The 19,080-nt window shown below is 73.0% G+C and carries 13 protein-coding genes and 2 pseudogenes; 12 read left to right on the forward strand and 3 right to left on the reverse strand.

What is annotated here, in order from left to right; genetic code table 11:
• The first annotated feature begins 7 nt into the window (after positions 1-7).
• The 10 genes and pseudogenes from ACLB9X_RS06255 to ACLB9X_RS06300 all read left to right on the forward strand — a co-directional run.
• Positions 8-1,177: an AAA family ATPase gene (locus tag ACLB9X_RS06255; RefSeq protein WP_410359233.1), complete on the forward strand. Its 1,170-nt coding sequence runs from the start codon at positions 8-10 to the stop codon at positions 1,175-1,177.
• Positions 1,174-1,506, forward strand: coding sequence for a nucleotide pyrophosphohydrolase (locus ACLB9X_RS06260; RefSeq protein ID WP_410359234.1), 333 nt, complete (start codon positions 1,174-1,176; stop codon positions 1,504-1,506). Before ACLB9X_RS06255 ends, ACLB9X_RS06260 begins: the two co-directional genes overlap by 4 nt.
• Positions 1,507-1,710: 204 nt before the next feature.
• Positions 1,711-2,238 (forward strand): DUF6099 family protein, encoded by a 528-nt coding sequence (locus ACLB9X_RS06265; RefSeq protein WP_410359235.1) that lies wholly within the window; start codon positions 1,711-1,713, stop codon positions 2,236-2,238.
• Positions 2,239-2,488: 250 nt separating this feature from the next.
• Entirely contained in the window at positions 2,489-3,412 is a 924-nt protein-coding gene (locus ACLB9X_RS06270; RefSeq protein ID WP_410359236.1) for an LLM class F420-dependent oxidoreductase, read from the forward strand.
• A gap of 14 nt (positions 3,413-3,426) precedes the next feature.
• Positions 3,427-4,332 carry a homocysteine S-methyltransferase gene (gene mmuM, locus ACLB9X_RS06275; protein ID WP_410359237.1) on the forward strand — a complete coding sequence of 302 codons (906 nt, stop codon included), beginning with the start codon at positions 3,427-3,429 and terminating at the stop codon, positions 4,330-4,332.
• A 77-nt stretch (positions 4,333-4,409) separates the two neighbouring features.
• Complete coding sequence (locus ACLB9X_RS06280) at positions 4,410-5,930, forward strand: 3' terminal RNA ribose 2'-O-methyltransferase Hen1 (RefSeq protein ID WP_410359238.1); 1,521 nt, start codon at positions 4,410-4,412, stop codon at positions 5,928-5,930.
• Positions 5,927-8,513, forward strand: a pseudogene (locus ACLB9X_RS06285) (polynucleotide kinase-phosphatase). The gene ACLB9X_RS06280 and the pseudogene ACLB9X_RS06285 overlap by 4 nt, the downstream one beginning before the upstream one ends.
• A gap of 716 nt (positions 8,514-9,229) precedes the next feature.
• Positions 9,230-10,462: an arginine deiminase gene (locus ACLB9X_RS06290; RefSeq protein WP_410359239.1), complete on the forward strand. Its 1,233-nt coding sequence runs from the start codon at positions 9,230-9,232 to the stop codon at positions 10,460-10,462.
• A 62-nt stretch (positions 10,463-10,524) separates the two neighbouring features.
• Complete coding sequence (gene argF, locus ACLB9X_RS06295) at positions 10,525-11,532, forward strand: ornithine carbamoyltransferase (RefSeq protein ID WP_410359240.1); 1,008 nt, start codon at positions 10,525-10,527, stop codon at positions 11,530-11,532.
• A 154-nt stretch (positions 11,533-11,686) separates the two neighbouring features.
• A pseudogene (locus tag ACLB9X_RS06300) lies at positions 11,687-12,124 on the forward strand (amino acid permease C-terminal domain-containing protein); the annotation flags it as partial.
• Positions 12,125-12,204: 80 nt separating this feature from the next.
• Here the strand turns inward: ACLB9X_RS06300 and ACLB9X_RS06305 are convergent.
• On the reverse strand, positions 12,205-12,573 hold the full coding sequence (locus ACLB9X_RS06305) for an ATP-binding protein (protein WP_410359241.1): 369 nt from the start codon (positions 12,571-12,573) through the stop codon (positions 12,205-12,207).
• Between the two features lie 222 nt (positions 12,574-12,795).
• Between ACLB9X_RS06305 and ACLB9X_RS06310 the strand changes: the two genes are divergently transcribed.
• Entirely contained in the window at positions 12,796-13,623 is an 828-nt protein-coding gene (locus tag ACLB9X_RS06310) for an enoyl-CoA hydratase family protein (protein ID WP_410359242.1), read from the forward strand.
• Positions 13,624-13,957: 334 nt separating this feature from the next.
• Entirely contained in the window at positions 13,958-16,399 is a 2,442-nt protein-coding gene (locus ACLB9X_RS06315) for a bifunctional salicylyl-CoA 5-hydroxylase/oxidoreductase (protein WP_410359582.1), read from the forward strand.
• 119 nt (positions 16,400-16,518) lie between these two features.
• On the opposite strand, the gene ACLB9X_RS06320 is transcribed toward ACLB9X_RS06315, so the two are convergent.
• Both ACLB9X_RS06320 and ACLB9X_RS06325 read right to left on the reverse strand, forming a co-directional pair.
• Positions 16,519-17,334, reverse strand: a complete 816-nt coding sequence (locus ACLB9X_RS06320) for a PaaX family transcriptional regulator C-terminal domain-containing protein (RefSeq protein WP_410359243.1) — start codon at positions 17,332-17,334, stop codon at positions 16,519-16,521.
• 4 nt (positions 17,335-17,338) lie between these two features.
• Entirely contained in the window at positions 17,339-18,955 is a 1,617-nt protein-coding gene (locus ACLB9X_RS06325) for an AMP-binding protein (RefSeq protein WP_410359244.1), read from the reverse strand.
• Positions 18,956-19,080 lie beyond the last annotated feature (125 nt).

Consider the following 19,080-nt stretch of genomic DNA (forward strand, 5'->3'; position numbering starts at 1 on the left):
CCCGCCCATGGACGCGAACGCAGAGATCACCGGTCCGATGACACTGCCCCAAGGGGCGGGCGCCGCCCGGCCCGCGGTCACCGAACTACGGCTCCCCGCCTTCCGGACGCACCGGGGGACGGTGCTCCGCCTCGGCCCCATGACACTGATCACCGGCGTCAGCGGCAGCGGCAAGTCGAGCGCCGTCGAGGCGTACGAGGCACTCGCGCTGCTCGGCGCCGGACACGATCTCCGGACCGCGTTCCCGCAGGCGGCCGAGTACGTGCCCGAGGGGGCCCGGGCCGACCGCCAGGGACGCCGGGGCTTTCGGATCGGGTGCACGGTGGACGGCCCCGCGGGCCCGGTGAGCCTCGATCTCGCCGTGGAGGCCGTGCCGCGCCTGCGCATCGCCGGAGAACGGCTGACCATCGGCGGACGGACCCTGCTCGCCACGGCCCTGGGCGACCCCGGCCGCACGGACGTGGAGGCCGCCTGGCACACCTCCGGTACGACCGGCGTCACCCGGGGCCGGCTGCCCGGCGACCGGCTCGGCACCGCCCTGCTGCCCCTGCACGTCGCCGGCCGGACGCAGGCGCAGCTGCGTGTGCTGGCCGCGGCCGAGCAGGTGGTCCTCGCTCTGAGATCCGTCTTCGTCTGCGACCCGCGGCCCCACCGGATGCGCGAGCCGGTCCCCGCGGGGACCGGCCGGCTGCGGCGCGGGTGCGACAACCTGGCCGAGGTCCTGCACCGCACGCGCAGCGAATGCGGCAAACGGCACGCGCGGCTCGCGGCGGCGGCGCGCGTGGGGTGCGCGGGGCCGGTGACCGACCTGTGCGTGGAGGAGTTGGGGGACGGCACGGTCCGGGCGCTGCTCGCCCGTGGCGAGGGCCGCGCCGGCACGCCGCTGGGGCGGCTGGGGGAGGGCGAGTTGCGGTATCTGGCCCTGGCCCTGGTGCTGCTCACCGGGCCGGGCGTGCTGTCCGTCGACCAGGTGGCCGAGGTGCCGGCCGCGTACCAGTCGCTCACGGTGCTCGCGGACGGGTTCGACCGGTGTCTGCATCCGGCACAGGCGCGCCGACTGGTGGGCCTCGCGGCCGAGATGTGCGCGCGGGGCCACATCCGGCTGGTGGGGGCCGTGTCCGACCCGTCGTGCGCACAGGGGGCCGACGGGGTGTCGGTGGTAGACCTGGTGCCGTGACGAGAGACGACGGGCTGGACGTGGCGGGACTCCAGCGCAGACTGGCTGAGTTCGCGGCGGCACGCGACTGGCAGCCGTACCACACCCCGAAGAACCTGGCGGTGGCGCTGAGCGTCGAGGCCGCCGAACTGGTCGAGATCTTCCAGTGGCTGACACCGGAGCAGTCGGCCCGTGTGATGGAGGAGGAGGACACGGCGCACCGTGTGCGCGACGAGGCCGCGGACGTGCTCGCCTACCTGCTGCAGTTCTGCGAGGTGCTCGGGATCGACGTGCTGCGGGCTCTGTCCGACAAGATCGACCGCAACGAGCGGCGGTTCCCGGCGGGGTAGCGGCGGGGCGTCGCGCATGGGGGGTGCGGAGGGGCGGGCCGAGGCTGCTTCGACACCCCTTCGTCACTCTTTGGAGTTGTCGAGTTATCCACAACAGCCTTGGTGTCCACAGATTTCCGAATTCCCCTGGCTTTTCTGGTCGATGACCTTCACTCTGGGTAATGAACTGAGTGGGCAGGAAGTCGTACGAACGGGGGTGCGGTCGTGGACGCGTTACGACTCATCGAGATCAGCCGCCACACGCTGGCGGAGAGCCGGTCCGTGCCGGAGATCGTGGCCGAGGCGTGGCAGGCGCAGGCGCTGGCCCAGGCGATCGGCAGCCGGATCGCGGCGAGCGGGCCCGCCGAGCTGAGAGGCGAGGCCCGGGGGCTGGGCGAGATCGGGGGACGGGGGTGCGGGGTGCTGGACCACCCGATGGTGCGCAGCGGCGGGGTGAGGGCCGCGCAGCTGACCGAAGTGGCCGATCCCGAGGCGGCGTTGACCGAGCTGAACGTCCTGCTGGGCGAGGTCGGCATCGCCCTCGTCGGGGTCGCCTGCGCCACGGACGACGAAGGGCTCTACTGGCAGTGCATCGAGACGATAGACGCCGCGGACGAGTCGAGCGACCGGGTGCGCGGCATGCTGCGCCGCCTCGCGGAGCACGAGCCCGAGCGCCCGCCCGAGACGATCCGCGGCCGAGCGGGCCCGGCGCACCCCGCCCCCGCGATGGACCCCGCGACGGGCCCGCCGTGACGGGGGCTTCGGGGTCACCCCGTGGGGCTGGCCTCCTGCAACGAGCGCGGGGTGGTGGTGGTTTGCTGAGTGGGACCCGCTGGGGCCGGCGCGCCCTTGCGTGAACCGCCCTCGGCGCGGTGGCCTCCCGCGCGGCGGGCCGGCTCGGTCGGCCCGGTGCGAGCGGGGCGCGCACGGACCCGCGTGACCGAGCGCCCATCCGCCCCCGCGCGACCGGATTGCCCGGCGGTGAAAGGTGCAGGATGGATGCATGGATCTGCGCATCTTCACCGAGCCCCAGCAAGGGGCGAGCTACGACACCCTTCTGAGCGTCGCCAAGGCCACCGAGGAGCTCGGCTTCGACGCCTTCTTCCGGTCCGACCACTACTTGCGCATGGGTGCCGCCGACGGACTGCCCGGCCCGACCGATGCCTGGATCACCCTGGCCGGCCTGGCCCGCGAGACCAAGCGGATCCGCCTCGGCACACTGATGACGGCCGGCACCTTCCGGCTCCCCGGCGTGCTCGCCATCCAGGTCGCCCAGGTCGACCAGATGTCGGGCGGCCGCGTCGAACTGGGCCTGGGCGCAGGCTGGTTCGAGGAGGAGCACCGGGCGTACGGCATCCCCTTCCCCCAGGAGAAGTTCGCCCGCCTCGAAGAACAACTGGAAATCATCACCGGCCTGTGGGCCACCGAGGTCGGCCAGACCTACAGCTTTGACGGCCGGCACTACCAGCTGACGGACTCCCCGGCCCTGCCCAAGCCCGCCCAGGCCAAGGTCCCCGTGCTGATCGGCGGCCACGGAGCCACCCGTACCCCGCGCCTTGCCGCGCAGTACGCGGACGAGTTCAACCTGCCGTTCGCCTCCGTCGAGGACACCGAGCGCGGGTTCGGCCGCGTCCGTGCCGCCGCCGAGAAGGCCGGCCGCTCCCCGGACGACCTGGTCTACTCGAACGCGCTGGTCGTGTGCGTCGGCAAGAACGACACGGAGGTGGCCCGCCGCGCGGCGGCGATCGGCCGGGAGGTCGACGAGCTGAAGACGAACGGTCTGGCCGGCTCCCCGGCCGAGGTCGTCGACAAGATCGGTCTTTACGCGGCGACCGGCTCGTCCCGGATCTACCTCCAGATGCTCGACCTGGACGACCTGGAGCACCTGGAGCTCATCTCCTCCCAGGTCCAGTCCCAGCTCAGCTGACCCCGGGAGCCGCTGTGAGACCCGCCCGCACACTCGCCGAAGCGCTCGCCCGGGACGTCCTCGTCCTCGACGGCGGCCTGTCCAACCAACTGGAGGCGCAGGGCTGCGACCTGTCCGACTCCCTCTGGTCGGCACGGCTGCTCGCCGACGATCCGCGGCAGATCGAAGCGGCGCACACGGCGTACGTACGGGCGGGTGCCCAGGTGCTCATCACGTCGAGCTACCAGGCCACGTTCGAGGGGTTCGCCCGCAGGGGCGTCCGGCCGGAGGCGGCAGCGGGCCTGCTCGGCCGCAGCGTCGCCCTGGCGCGCGCCGCCGCCGACGCGGCACCCCACGAGGTGTGGGTCGCCGCCTCGATCGGCCCGTACGGGGCGATGCTCGCCGGCGGCAGCGAGTACCGGGGACGGTACGGGCTCGGCACGGCGGAGCTCGAGCGCTTCCACCGGCCGCGTATCGAGGCCCTCGTCGCCGCCGGGCCCGACGTGCTGGCCCTGGAGACCGTGCCGGACGCCGACGAGGCGAAGGCGCTGCTGCGCGCGAGCGAGGGGTGCGGTGTGCCGGTGTGGCTCTCCTACACGGTCGCCGGCGGGCGGACCCGGGCCGGCCAGGACCTGGCGGAGGCATTCGCCCTGGCCGCGGGCCGGGACCACGTGCTCGCGGTGGGTGTGAACTGCTGCGACCCGCGCGACGTGGCCGCGGCGGCCGGGACCGCCGCGGCGGTGACCGGCAAGCCCGTCGTCGCGTACCCCAACAGCGGGGAGGGCTGGGACGCCGCCGAGCGGCGCTGGCAGGGCGGCAGCGCGTACGACCCGGCCGCGGCGCGCACCTGGTGCCGCGCCGGCGCGCGGCTCGTCGGTGGCTGCTGCCGCGTGGGACCGGAGGAGATCGGCGCCCTCGCCCGGCTGCTGGGCGAGGACTGAACCGCCCGTGCGTTCCGGCGCCCGCTTGTGATGAAAACCGCTGGTCGGGGCAGACGAACCGGACGATACTCAAACGCGTGATCCTGACGATCAGTACGACCGGCACCCCAGAGCGTCCCGCGACCGACCTCGGCTTCCTGTTGCACAAGCACCCCGACAAGGCGCAGACGTTCTCCACGTCGCACGGCACCGCGCATGTCTTCTACCCCGAGGCGTCCGCGCAACGGTGCACGGCAGCACTGCTGCTGGAGGTGGATCCGGTGGCGCTCGTACGGCGCGGCAAGGGCAAGGGCCGCGGCGGCGCGCCCGACACCGCGCTCGCGCAGTACGTCAACGACCGCCCCTACGCGGCCTCGTCGCTGCTGGCGGTGGCGCTCAGCACCGTGTTCAAGAGCGCCCTGCGCGGGGTGTGCGCGGCGCTGCCCGGACGGGCCGAGGCCCCGCTGCCGCTGCGCATCGAGGTGCCCGCCGTCGCCGCCCGCGGCGGTGCCGAACTGGTCCGTAAGCTCTTCGGACCGCTCGGCTGGACCTCGGTCGAGGCCCAACCGATCGCCCTGGACGAGCAGTTCCCCGAGTGGGGCGCGTCGCGCTATGTACGGCTGGTGCTCAAAGGGGAGCTGCGGCTCGCCGACGCGCTGCGCCAGCTGTACGTCCTGCTCCCCGTCCTCGACGACGCCAAGCACTACTGGGTCGCTCCCGACGAGGTCGACAAACTGCTGCGCGCGGGCGAGGGCTGGCTCGCCGAGCACCCCGAGCACAAGCTCATCACCAGCCGCTACCTGTCCCGCCGCTGGGGCCTGACCCGGCAGGCCATGGAGCGCCTGGAGCTGGTGCGCCTCGCCGAGACCGACGACCTCCGGGTCGAGGACGTGGACAACGCCGTGGACGAGACCACGGACACCGCGGAGCGCCCCATTCCGCTCGCGGCGCAGCGCCGGGAGGCCATCCTCGACGCGCTGCGTGCCGCCGGCGCGACCCGTGTGCTCGATCTGGGCTGCGGACAGGGCCAGTTGGTGCAGGCGCTGCTGAAGGACGTGCGGTTCACCGAGATCGTCGGCGTCGACGTGTCGGTGCGTGCCCTGACCATCGCGGGACGCCGGCTCAGGCTGGACCGCCTCGGCGAGCGGCAGGCCGCCCGCGTCCAGCTGATCCAGGGCTCGCTCACGTACACCGACAAGCGGCTCACGGGCTACGACGCCGCCGTGCTCAGCGAGGTCGTCGAACACCTCGACCTGCCGCGGCTGCCCGCCCTGGAGTACGCGGTCTTCGGCTCGGCACGCCCCCGGACCGTGCTCGTGACGACGCCCAACGTCGAGTACAACGTGCGCTGGGAGACGCTGCCCGCCGGACATGTGCGCCACGGCGACCACCGGTTCGAATGGACCCGCGAGGAGTTCCGGACCTGGGCCGAAGCCGTCGCCGGACGCCACGGCTACACCGTGCGTTTCGTGCCGGTCGGCCCCGACGACCCCGAGGTGGGCCCGCCGACCCAGATGGCGGTGTTCGAGATGACGACGACCGACACGACCACGACCGACACGACCACGACCGACACGACCACGACCGACACGACCCCGAAGGAGGCGACCGCGGCATGACCAGCACCACGGAGACCACTGTCACCGCCCCCGGCCGCCGGCTCCCCGTGACCGACCTGTCCCTCGTGGTCCTCGTCGGCGCCACCGGGTCGGGCAAGTCCACGTTCGCCCGCAAGCACTTCAAGCCCACCGAGGTCGTCTCCTCGGACTTCTGCCGGGGCCTGGTCGCAGACGACGAGAACGACCAGAGTGCCAGCGGCGACGCGTTCGACGTCCTGCACTACATCGTGGGCAAGCGGCTCGCCGCCGGGCGGCTGACCGTCGTCGACGCCACCAACGTGCAGACCGAGAGCCGCCGGCAGCTCGTACGCCTCGCCCGCGAGCACGACGTCCTGCCCATCGCGATCGTCCTGGACCTCCCCGAGGACGTCTGCGCCGCGCGCAACGCGACCCGCCCCGACCGCGCCGGCATGCCCCGCCACGTCATCGCCCGCCACCGCCGCGAGCTGCGCCGCTCGCTGCGCGGCCTGGAGCGCGAGGGCTTCCGCAAGGTCCACGTCCTGCGCAGCGTGGCGGAGGCGGACGCCGCGGAGGTCGTTCTCGAGCGCCGCTTCAACGACCTGCGCCACCTCACCGGACCGTTCGACATCATCGGCGACATACACGGCTGCAGCTCCGAGCTGGAGACCCTGCTCGCCAAGCTCGGCTACGAGGACGGCGCCCACCCCGAGGGCCGTACCGCCGTCTTCGTCGGCGACCTCGTCGACCGGGGCCCCGACAGCCCCGGAGTGCTGCGCCGCGTCATGGGCATGGTCGCCGCAGGCCACGCCCTGTGCGTCCCGGGCAACCATGAGAACAAGCTGGGCCGCTACCTCAAGGGCCGTAACGTCCAGCCCACGCACGGCCTCGCCGAGACCATCGAGCAGCTGGAGAAGGAGGACGCCCGCGATCCGGCCTTCCGGGAGCGGGTACGGGAGTTCATCGACGGCCTCGTCAGCCACTACGTGCTCGACGAGGGCAGGCTCGTCGTCTGCCACGCCGGCCTGCCCGAGAAGTACCACGGCCGCACCTCCGGCCGCGTCCGCTCGCACGCGCTGTACGGCGAGACGACCGGCGAGACCGACGAGTTCGGGCTGCCCGTCCGCTATCCGTGGGCCGAGGACTACCGGGGCCGTGCGGCCGTCGTCTACGGCCACACGCCCGTGCCCAACACCTCGTGGATCAACAACACCATCTGCCTCGACACGGGCGCCGTCTTCGGCGGCCGGATGACCGCGCTGCGCTGGCCGGAGCGCGAACTGGTCGACGTGCCCGCCGAGAAGGTCTGGTACGAGCCGGTCCGGCCGCTGCTGGTGGAGGCGCCCGGCGGACGCGAGGGGCGCCCGCTGGACCTCGCCGACGTCGCCGGCCGCCGGGTCGTCGAGACGCGGCACATGGCGCGCATCGCCGTCCGGGAGGAGAACGCGGCCGCGGCGCTGGAGGTCATGAGCCGCTTCGCCGTCGATCCCCGCCTGCTGGTCTACCTGCCGCCGACGATGGCCCCCACCGCGACGTCGCGGGAGGAAGCCGGCGGAGCCGCTGACGGACCCTTTCTGGAGCACCCGGCCGAGGCGTTCGCGCAGTACCGGGCCGACGGCATCGGCAGGGTCGTGTGCGAGGAGAAGCACATGGGGTCGCGGGCCGTGGCACTGGTGTGCCGCGACGCGGCGGCGGCCCGGGAACGCTTCGGCGCGGAGGGCGTCACGGGCGCTCTGCACACCCGTACCGGGCGGCCGTTCTTCGACGACGGCGAGGTCGCCGAGGAGATCCTCCAGGGCCTGCGCGCGGCCGTCACCGCGGCCGGCCTCTGGGACGAGCTGGGCACTGACTGGCTGCTGCTGGACGGCGAGTTGATGCCCTGGTCGCTGAAGGCGTCGGGCCTGCTGCGCTCCCAGTACGCGGCGGTCGGCGCCGCGTCCGGCGCGGTGCTGCCCGTGGCGGGCGCGGCACTGGAGGCGGCGGCCGCGCGGGGTGTCGACGTGGCGGGTCTGCTCGCGGCAGCGCGAACGGGCCACCGACGCGTCCGCGTTCACCGACGCCTATCGCCGATACTGCTGGCCGACGGACGGACTCGACGGCGTGCGGCTCGCGCCGTTCCAGATCCTCGCCTCCCAGGGCCGCTCGCTGGCCGCGGTCCCGCACGACGAGCAGCTCGCCTGGCTGGACCGGCTCGTGGAGCACGACCCGACCGGTCTGCTGCAGGTCACGCGGCGGCTCGTCGTCGACACCGGTGACGAGGCGTCCGTGCGCGCGGGCGTGGACTGGTGGCTGGAGCTGACGGGGCGCGGCGGCGAGGGCATGGTCGTCAAGCCGCTGCAGGCGCTCGCCAAGGACGAGAAGGGCCGGCTGGTGCAGCCGGGGATCAAGGTCCGCGGCCGGGAGTACCTGCGCATCATCTACGGCCCGGAGTACACCCGTCCGCACAACCTGGAGCGGCTGCGCCGCAGGTTCCTGAACCACAAGCGCTCGCTCGCCCTGCGCGAGTACGCCCTGGGGCTCGAGGCCCTGGACCGGCTCGCCGACGGGGAACCGCTGTGGCGCGTGCACGAGGCGGTCTTCGCGGTGCTGGCCCTGGAGTCGGAGCCGGTCGACCCCCGCCTGTGACCCGCCGGCGCGGCCCCGCCGGGCGCGGCTCCTTTCCCGGGGGGCCGGCCGCGCCGGGGCGCTGGAGCCCCCAGGAGACGCGGACGTGGCCGTCGGACACGGGCCTCGCTTGACCTCCTGCACGAGATCCGCCATCTCCATCCGGAGGACGCACCACGCGACGGCGCTGTTCGCGCTGCTGCGCGCCTGAGCGAAGGCCGCCGCCAAGCCCGGCGGGCCACGGCCCGGGTGTCGTGGCGGATACCGGAGCTGGGGTACGGGCCCGCCGTCCCGGCCCCGACCGAGGCGCTGCACGCGACGCCCGGCAGGAGGTGCTGCGCCGGCGGGCCCCGTCGACGGACGGTGACGACGTCGTCGTTCTCGCCCGGCGGGCGAGGCTCCGGCGGTTCGTCCGGTGTCGGAGGCGGCAGCGTCTTCGCCTGACGGCGAGGCTCCGGTGAATCACCGGCGGCGGAGGCCGCAGCGTCCTGGCTCGGGGGTCGGAGGCGGCAGTGTTGTCGCCTGGCGGCGAGGCTCCAGTGTCAACCGACGGTGGAGGCCGCGGCGTCGTCGACGGCGGCGTCCTCGCCCGGGGCCAGAGGCCCCACGGTCCTCGCCCGGCGGCGGCAACCCCCGGCGGCATCCTCCCCCGCGGCGGACGCCGCCGTCATCCGGCCGACCCCACCCAGTCGGCCGTTCGCCGGGTGAACGGGCGTCCGGGCGACGAGGATGGAGGCATGGGATTCCATGTCGACTCCGAGACCGGGCGACTGCGCCAGGTCATCCTCCACCGGCCCGATCTGGAGCTGAAGCGGCTCACGCCGAGCAACAAGGACGCGTTGCTCTTCGACGACGTGCTCTGGGTCCGCCGGGCCCGTCACGAACACGACGGCTTCGCCGACGTTCTGCGCGACCGAGGGGTGGAGGTGCATCTCTTCGGCGACCTGCTGCGCGAGTCGCTGGAGATCCCCGAGGCCAGGAAGCTCGTGCTGGACCGCGTCTTCGACGAGAAGGAGTACGGGCCGCTCGCGACCGACCACCTGCGGGTCGCCTTCGACGAGCTGCCCACGTCCGACCTCGTGGAGGCGCTGGTCGGCGGGATGACCAAGCGGGAGTTCCTGGCAGGGCACTCCGAGCCGACGTCGGTCCGCTTCCACGCGATGGACCTGGACGACTTCCTGCTCCAGCCGCTGCCCAACCACATCTTCACCAGGGACACATCGGCCTGGATCTACGACGGCGTCTCCATCAACGCGATGCGCTGGCCCGCCCGTCAGCGGGAGACCGTGCACTTCGAGGCCATCTACAAGCACCACCCGCACTTCGTGGGCCCGGAGGCCGCGTCGTTCCACCACTGGTCGGAGGGGCAGGACGACTACCCGTCCACCATCGAGGGCGGCGACGTGCTGGTGATCGGAAACGGCGCGGTGCTGATCGGGATGAGCGAGCGCACCACACCGCAGGCCGTGGAGATGCTGGCGCGCGGGCTGTTCGCCGCCGGTTCCGCCCGGACGATCGTGGCGCTGGACATGCCCAAGCGCCGGGCGTTCATGCACCTGGACACCGTGATGACCATGGTCGACGGGGACACGTTCACGCAGTACGCGGGGCTCGGGATGCTCCGCTCGTACACCATCGAACCGGCCGACGGCTTCGGTGGGCTCAAGGTCAGCGACCATCCGCCGGAGCAGATGCACGACGCGATCGCGGCGGCGCTCGGGCTGAAGGACATCCGGGTGCTGACCGCGACCCAGGACGTGCACGCGGCGGAGCGCGAGCAGTGGGACGACGGCTGCAACGTGCTCGCCGTCGAGCCGGGCGTCGTCGTGGCCTACGAGCGCAACGTCACGACCAACACCCATCTGCGCAAACAGGGCATCGAGGTGATCGAGATCCCCGGCAGCGAACTGGGCCGGGGCAGGGGTGGTCCGCGCTGCATGAGCTGCCCTGTGGAGCGAGAGTCTGTATAGCGATGCGAATGTTCGTATAGACTTCCATCGTCACCGCCTTTCGCGACCCAGGAGCAGCCGTCATGGCGATACAACTCGAAGGCCGCCACTGCCTCAAGGAGCTGGATTTCACGGCCGAGGAGTTCCGTGGCCTGATCGGCCTGGCCGCCGACCTCAAGGCCGCGAAGCGTGCGGGCACCGAGGTCCAGCGGCTGCGCGGCAAGAACATCGCACTGATCTTCGAGAAGTCGTCGACCCGTACGCGCTGCGCCTTCGAGGTTGCCGCGGCCGACCAGGGCGCGTCCACGACCTACATCGACCCGGCCGGCTCCCACATCGGCAGCAAGGAGTCGGCCAAGGACACCGCCCGGGTGCTGGGCCGGATGTTCGACGCGATCGAGTTCCGCGGTGACGCGCAGGACACCGTGGAGCAGCTCGCCGCGCACGCGGGCGTGCCCGTCTACAACGGGCTCACCGACGACTGGCACCCCACCCAGATGCTCGCCGACGTGCTGACCATGACCGAGCACACCGACAAGCCGCTGGAGGCCGTCTCCTTCGCCTACCTCGGTGACGCCCGCTTCAACATGGGCAACTCCTACCTGGTCACCGGTGCCCTGCTGGGCATGGACGTGCGCATCGTGGCGCCCGAGGCGTACTGGCCGGCCGAGGAGATCGTCGCCACGGCCCGCCGGCTGGCCGAGGAGAGCGGGGCGCGGATCACGCTCACCGAGGACATCGCCGAGGGCGTGCGCGGCGCGGACTTCGTCGCCACCGACGTCTGGGTCTCGATGGGCGAGCCCAAGGAGGTCTGGGACGAGCGGATCAAGGCGCTCGCTCCCTACGCGGTGACCATGGACGTGCTGCGCGCGACGGGCAACGCGGACGTCAGGTTCCTGCACTGCCTGCCCGCCTTCCACGACCTCGGCACCACGGTGGCGCGCGAGATCCACGAGCGCCACGGCCTCGCGGAGCTCGAGGTGACCGACGAGGTCTTCGAGTCAGCCCACTCCGTCGTCTTCGACGAGGCGGAGAACCGTATGCACACGATCAAGGCGGTCATGGTGGCCACGCTGGCCGACGCTGAATAGCATGCGCACGATTGGGTGATCATGCGTGGGCGGCGGTTAGTATGCCGCCATCGATGGGGTCCGGGCTCGTACGTCCGGGCCCCACTTCCTTGTGTGCGGCCGCGCATGACCTGCGCGCCCCCACGACCCGCTCGCCCACCGCACGACAGCACGACGCGTGCCCCAACCTCTTTCCCCGAAGACCTCGACCCCGGTCGCGAACACCTGGATCGTCGCCGCGACCTTCGCCGTCCCCGCCGCCGTCGTGCCCCTCGACGTCGTGATGAACCTGACCACGATCGGCACGCTCGCGATCATGGTCGCCGTCAACGTCGCTCTGATCTCGCTGCGCCGCCGCTATCCGGGTACGGAGACGAAGTTCCGGGTGCCGCTGTACCCGCTGACCCCGGTGTTCGGCGTGCTGTGCTGCCTCTACCTCATCTGGGGCACCTGCCGGCCGACCTGGGTGCAGTTCGCGGTCTTCCTGCTGGTGGGCGCGGTCGTCTACGCGCTCTACGGCCGGCGTCACTCGTGGCTGGCCACCGGCCCGCGGGCGGACGCCGGCACGTCGCACAGCAGGAACGACCTGGTCGGCACCGCCTCCGCGGAGTGAGACCCGGCCGTGCCGGTCAATCAATACCGGGCGGGCAGGGTGAACCGGACCGCCTTGCCGCGGTCCGTCGGGCGGCGCCCTCAGTCCGAGCTCAGCGCACGGACCAACAGCAGTCCGCGGCCGTGCTCCTGCCGGCGGTCGGGTGCTGGAAGCGGTGCCGCCGGTGAGAGATCGCCGGGCGGTGCCGGATCGGCGTCGTGCACCTCCACGTGACAGCCCGTGGGCAGCAGCTCGATCACCAGCTGTATGGGGACGCCGCACGGGGTGTGCTCCACCGCGTTGGCCACCAGCTTCGCCGTGAGCAGCTCGGCCGTGTCGCAGTCCGCGGACGCCTCGATGTCCGCCAGCGCGGCGCGGACCATCGCGCGCGCCATGGGCACGGCTGCCGGGTGGTGCGACAGCGCGATGCGCCAGGAGGCGATCTGGGCGGAGTCGGCGGCTTCGGGCAAGGCGGATGTCCGTTCGGTGGTGATGGTGTGTTCACCCTACGAACAGCCGGAGAACGGACAGCGGCCCCGCGGGCCTGCCGCCGCGACCTGTGCCAGAACCGGGACGGGATCCCAGCACTGTCACAACGCGGGTATAGCGCACTCGTGACGGCAGTCACGGATGGGTGATAACTTCGAGAGGCAGGCAGCAGGCCGACCGCCCGCCGAAGGAGGCCCCACTCCATGAGCCCCTTTTCCGGTTCCGCGACGCGCACCGAGCGCTGGCACCATCTGCGGCTGACACTCCACGACGGCGTGGCGAGCGTCACGCTCGACCGGCCCGACAAGCTGAACGCCCTCACCTTCGGCGCCTACGCCGATCTGCGCGATCTGCTCGCCGAGCTCTCCCGCGAGCGGTCCGTGCGGGCCCTCGTGCTCGGCGGCGAGGGCCGCGGCTTCTGCTCGGGCGGCGACGTCGACGAAATCATCGGCGCGACCCTGTCCATGGACACCGCGCAGCTCCTCGACTTCAACCGGATGACGGGCCAGGTCGTCCGCGCGATCCGCGAATGCCCCTTCCCGGTGATCGCCGCGGTGCACGGCGTCGCCGCCGGGGCGGGAGCGGTGCTGGCGCTGGCCGCCGACTTCCGGATCGCCGACGCGTCGGCGAAGTTCGCCTTCCTGTTCACCAAGGTGGGGCTGTCCGGCGGTGACATGGGAGCGGCCTACCTGCTGCCCCGGGTGGTCGGGCTGGGCCACGCCACGCGGCTCCTCATGCTCGGCGAGCCGGTGCGCGCCCCCGAGGCGGAACGGATCGGCCTCCTGAGCGAGCTCGTCGACGAGGGCCAGGCGGACAAGCGCGCCGCCGAGCTGGCCCGGCGTCTCGCCGACGGACCGGCCCTGGCGTACGCCCAGACGAAGGCCCTGCTCACCGCGGAACTGGACATGCCGCTCGCCGCGGCGGTCGAGATGGACGCGGCTACGCAGGCGCTCCTGATGAACGGCGAGGACTACGCGGAGTTCCACGCGGCGTTCACGGAGAAGCGCCCGCCCAAGTGGCAGGGCCGCTGACATGACTGCCGCCTCCGCCCCGCCCCACGTCGGCGCGCCGGGTGCGCCCGGCGCACCCGCCCCCGGCCCGGCGGCCGTGCCGCTCCGGGCACGCCCGGACTCCGTGTTGTCATCCGACCCGGCGTCGGGCGGGGCGCCCGCCGGCGTGGTCTTCGCCAGGCCCGCAGACGCCGTCGACGCCGTGCCGCTCCGGGCCCCCGGCCCGGCCCCCGTCAGCGCGGCCGATGCCGCTACGCCCGTGCCGCCGTCGGTGTCGGCAGCCGACCCGGCTCCCGCCGAGGCGGCCCCCGGCCCGGCGGCCGTGCCGCTCCGGGCACGCCCCGACTCCGCCGGCATGCCGCCGTCGGCGTCGGCGTCGGAACAGGCTCCCGCCGACGCGTCTGCAAGCCCGACCCCCGCCGGTCCGCCCCGAGCCGACGCACCCGACGCATCCGGCCCGCCCAGCGCCGACGCACCGGGCGCGCCCCGTGGCGATGCGCTCCCCGGGTGCCTCGGGCAGCGGCGGTCCCTGAGCGTCGCCGTCATCGGGGGCGGGCCCGGGGGGCTGTACGCCGCCGCGCTGTTCAAGCGGCTCGATCCGGGCCGCGACGTCACCGTCTACGAACGCAACGCGCCCGACGACACCTTCGGCTTCGGCGTCGTCCTCTCCGACGAGACGCTCGGCGGGATCGAGCACGCCGACCCCGTGGTCTACGGCGCCCTCCAGGACGAGTTCGTCCGCTGGGACGACATCGACATCGTCCACCGCGGACACACGCTCACCTCCGGCGGCCACGGCTTCGCCGCTCTCGGCCGGCGCCGCCTGCTGGAGATCCTCCACGAGCGCTGCGCGGACCTCGGCGTCCGTCTCCGCTTCCGCACTCCCGCCCCGCCCGCCGCCGAACTCGCCGCCGGCCACGACCTCGTGATCGCCGCCGACGGCGTCCACAGCGCGACCCGCGGCGCCCACGCCGACGTCTTCGGGCCCCGGATCACCACGCACCGCTGCCGCTACATCTGGCTCGCCGCCGACTTCGGCTTCCCCTCCTTCCGGTTCGAGGTCGCCGAGACCGAGTACGGCGTCATGCAGCTGCACGGCTACCCGTTCTCAGCCGACGCCTCCACCGTCATCGTCGAGATGCGCGAGGAGGTCTGGCGCGCCGCCGGCTTCGACGAGCTCGACGAGCAGGAATCCGCCGCACGCTGCGCCAAGATCTTCACCGAGGCTCTCGACGGCCGCCCCCTGCGCGGCAACTCCTCCGCCTGGATCGCCTTCCGCACCGTCGTCAACGACCGCTGGTCGCACGGCAACACCGTGCTCCTCGGCGACGCCGCCCACACCGCGCACTTCTCCATCGGCTCCGGCACCAAGCTCGCCGTCGAGGACGCCCTCGCCCTCGCCGCCTGCGTACAGGAGCAGCCCGACCTGCCCGCGGCCCTCGCCGCGTACGAGAGCGAGCGCCGCCCCGTCGTCGAGTCCACCCAGCGGGCGGCGGCCGCGAGCCTGCGCTGGTTCGAGGAGCTCGCGACCTACCTCGACCAGCCGCCCCGGCAGTTCGCCTTCAACCTCCTCACCCGCAGCCGCCGCGTCACCCACGACAACCTGCGACTGCGCGACCCCGCGTTCACCGAGGCCGTCGAGCGGGACTTCGGCTGCCCGCCGGGCACACCGCCCATGTTCACCCCCTTCCGCCTGCGCGGACTGACCCTGCGCAACCGGGTCGTGGTCTCGCCCATGGACCTGTACGTCGCCGAGGACGGACTGCCCGGCGACTTCCACCTCGTCCACCTCGGCGCCCGAACACTGGGCGGCGCGGGCCTGGTGATGACCGAGATGGTGTGCGTGAGCCCCGAGGGCCGGATCACCCCGGGCTGCACCGGGCTCTACACTCCCGAGCAGGCCACCGCCTGGTGCCGCGTCACCGACTTCGTCCACCACCGCGCCCCGGGCACCGCGATCGGCGTCCAACTCGGCCACTCCGGCCGCAAGGGCTCCACCAAACTCATGTGGGAAGGCATCGACCAGCCCCTGGAACAGGGCAACTGGCCCGTGTCGGCCGCGTCCCCGATCCCGTACCGGCAAGGGATCAATCAGATCCCGCACGCACTCGACCGCGCCGGACTGGCCGAGATCAGGGCCCAGTTCGCCGCGGCCGCCCGGCGCGCCGCCCGCAGCGGCTTCGACCTGCTCGAACTCCACTGCGCCCACGGCTACCTGCTCTCCGGCTTCCTCTCGCCGCTGACCAACCACCGCACGGACGCCTACGGCGGCTCCCTGGAAAACCGGCTCCGCTTCCCCCTCGAGGTCTTCGACGCCGTGCGGGAGAGCTGGCCCGAGGAACGGCCCATGACCGTCCGCATCTCCGCCACCGACTGGGCGCACGGCGGCACCACGGCGGAGGACTCCGTGGCCGTGGCCCGCGCCTTCGCCGCCCATGGCGCCGACGCCATCGACGTCTCCACCGGACAGGTCGTACCCGACGAACGCCCCGCGTACGGCCGCTCCTACCAGACCCCGTATGCGGACCGCATCCGCAACGAGGCGGGCGTGCCGGTCATCGCGGTGGGCGCCATCTCCTCATGGGACGACGTCAACTCGATCCTGCTCGCGGGCCGGGCCGATCTCTGCGCCCTGGCCAGGCCCCACCTCTACGACCCCCACTGGACCCTGCATGCGGCGGCCGACCAGGACTACCAGGGCGACGCGGCCCCCTGGCCACTGCCGTACCGCGCGGGCAGCCGCAAGCCCCCGACGGGCCGCACCGACGCGCCCAAGCCCCGGCTCACGCTCGACTGATCAGGCCCGGCGCCGTGCGCGACACGCGGATGAGGCCGGCCGTCGTGCGCGACACGCGGATGAGGCCGGCCGCCGCGCGACACGCGGATCAGGCCCCGCCGCCGTGCGCGACACGCGGATCAGGCCCCGCCGCCGTGCACGAACGCCGCCCCGGCGTCCCGCAGCCGCGCGTGCAGCCGGGTGAACACGTCCGCGGAGCGTCCGCCCGGCCAGCCCTGCGGCAACAGCTCGGCGGGCAGCCCCGGGTCCGCGTACGGCAGCCGGCGCCAGGAGTCCAGAGCCGGTAGGTAGTCCCGGTAGGCGTCCTCGGCCGGGGTGTCGTCCCGGGCCTCCCAGGAGCGCAGCACCGGCTCGTGCAGGTCGAGGAACTCCTCGTGCTGCTTGGCGATCGCCGCCAGGTCCCACCAGCGCGAGACCGCCTCCGCCGTCGGGCTGAAGCCGAGGTGTTCGCCGCGGAACAGGTCCACGTACGTGTCCAGCTGGAGGCGGCGCAGGGTGTGCTGCGTCTCGTCGAAGAGGCGGGCGGGAGCGATCCACACCCCCGGAGCCGCCGCCCCGAAGCCCAGCCTGACCAGCCGGGAGCGCAGCAGATGGCGCTTGTGCCGCTCGGCCTCCGGCACCGAGAACACGGCGATGACCCAGCCGTCGGCGAGGTCGGCCGCTGTGCCCGCGTAGATCCGCCGGTCGCCGTCGTCGAGGAGCTGACGGGCGTCGGCGGACAGGGCGTAACCGGCGGCGCCGTCCGCGGTGCGCTCGGGCACGAGCAGCCCGCGGCGCTTGAGCCGGGACACCGAGGACCGGACCGACGGCGGGTCCACGCCGAGGACGCCCAGCAGCCGGATGAGCTCGGCCACGGCGAGGGAGCCCCTGTGCTCGCGCCCGTAGGCACCGTACAGGGTGACGATCAGGGATCGGGGGGTGTGCTGCTCGGCCACGCGATCACTCTAGAGCGCGCAGGCGGAAGCGCTGCAGCTTGCCGGTCGGTGTACGCGGCAGGGCATCCAGGAAGACGATCTCGCGCGGGCACTTGAACGGCGCGAGGCGCTGCTTGACCGACGCGGTCAGCTCCTCGGCCGTGCCGTCGCCCCGCACCACGCCCTCGCGCAGCACCACGTAGGCGACCACGATCTGGCCGCGCAGCTCGTCCGGGCGTCCGACGACCGCCGCCTCGGCCACGTCCGGGTGGTGCAGCAGGGCGTCCTCCACCTCGGGGCCCGCGATGTTGTAACCGGCCGAGATGATCATGTCGTCGGCGCGGGCGACGTAGCGGAACCAGCCGTCCGCCTCGCGCACGTAGGTGTCGCCCGTGATGTTCCAGCCGCCCCGGACGTACTCGGTCTGCCGCGGGTCGGCCAGGTAGCGGCAGCCGACCGGGCCGCGCACGGCGAGCAGCCCCGGCTCGCCGTCGGGCAGCGGGTCGCCCTGTTCGTCCACCACGCGGGCCTGCCAGCCCGGCACGGGGATCCCGGTGGTGCCCGGCCGGATCGCGTCGTCGGCCGCGGAGATGAAGATGTGCAGCAGTTCGGTGGCGCCGATGCCGTTGATGAGGCGCACTCCGGTCCGCTCATGCCAGGACTGCCAGGTGGCCGCGGGCAGGTTCTCCCCGGCCGACACGCAGCGCCGCAGCGAGCGGACGTCGTGCCCGTCGAGGTGGTCCAGCATCACGCGGTAGGCGGTGGGCGCGGTGAACAGGACCGACACCCGGTGCTCCGCGACGGCCGGCAACAGCTGCAGGGGTCCGGCCTGTTCCAGCAGCAGCGTGGACGCCCCGGCCCGCATGGGGAACACGACGAGCCCGCCGAGGCCGAAGGTGAACCCCAGCGGCGGACTGCCCGCGAACACGTCGTCCGGCTCGGGCCGCAGCACGTGGGCCGAGAAGGTGTCGGCGGTGGCGAGGACGTCCCGGTGGAAGTGCATGCACCCCTTGGGGCGGCCCGTGGTCCCGGAGGTGAAGGCGATCAGCGCCACGTCGTCGGCCGCCGTCGCGACCGCCTCGTACGGCTCCCTGGGGCGCGCCGCGGCCAGCCGCAGCAGGTCGTCGGGCGCTTCCCCGCCGTACGTGGTGATCCGCAGCCCCGGCGCCTCGGCCTTGACCAGGTCGTCGACCGACCGGATGTCGCACAGCGCGTGGCTCACCCGCGCCATCTCGCACACCGTGGCCAGTTCCTTCGCGCGCTGCTGGGCCAGCACGGTGACCGCGACGGCGCCCGCCTTGAGGACGGCGAGCCAGCAGGCCGCGAGATACGGCGTGGTCGGGCCGCGCAGCAGGACCCGGTTGCCGGGAACCACGCTCAGCTCGGAGGTGAGGACGTGCGCGATGCGGTCGACCTGTTCGCGCAGTTCGCCGTACGTCCAGACCTCGCCCTCGCCCGTACGGAAGACGGGCCGGCCCGCGCCGTGGCGTCCGATCATGCCGTCCAGGAGCTCCGCCGCGCAGTTGAGGCGCTGCGGATACCGGAGCGAGGGCAGATCGAAGACGAGGTCCGGCCACTGACCGCGGGGCGGTAGATGGTCGCGCGCGAAGGTGTCCAGGTGGGCCGAGGGTGTCAGCTCCATGGGTTCGCCCCTCTTCTGGTGGTGGGGTCGCGAAACGAGCGTATCGTGATGGTGACGACAGTCAACGGTGCGCGATACTGTGCTTTTCGCCGGGGAACACCCCGTGCCTCCGGCCGTCCGAGGTG

The sequence above is a fragment of the Streptomyces sp. 5K101 genome (genome assembly GCF_046506645.1).
Classification (GTDB): domain Bacteria; phylum Actinomycetota; class Actinomycetes; order Streptomycetales; family Streptomycetaceae; genus Streptomyces.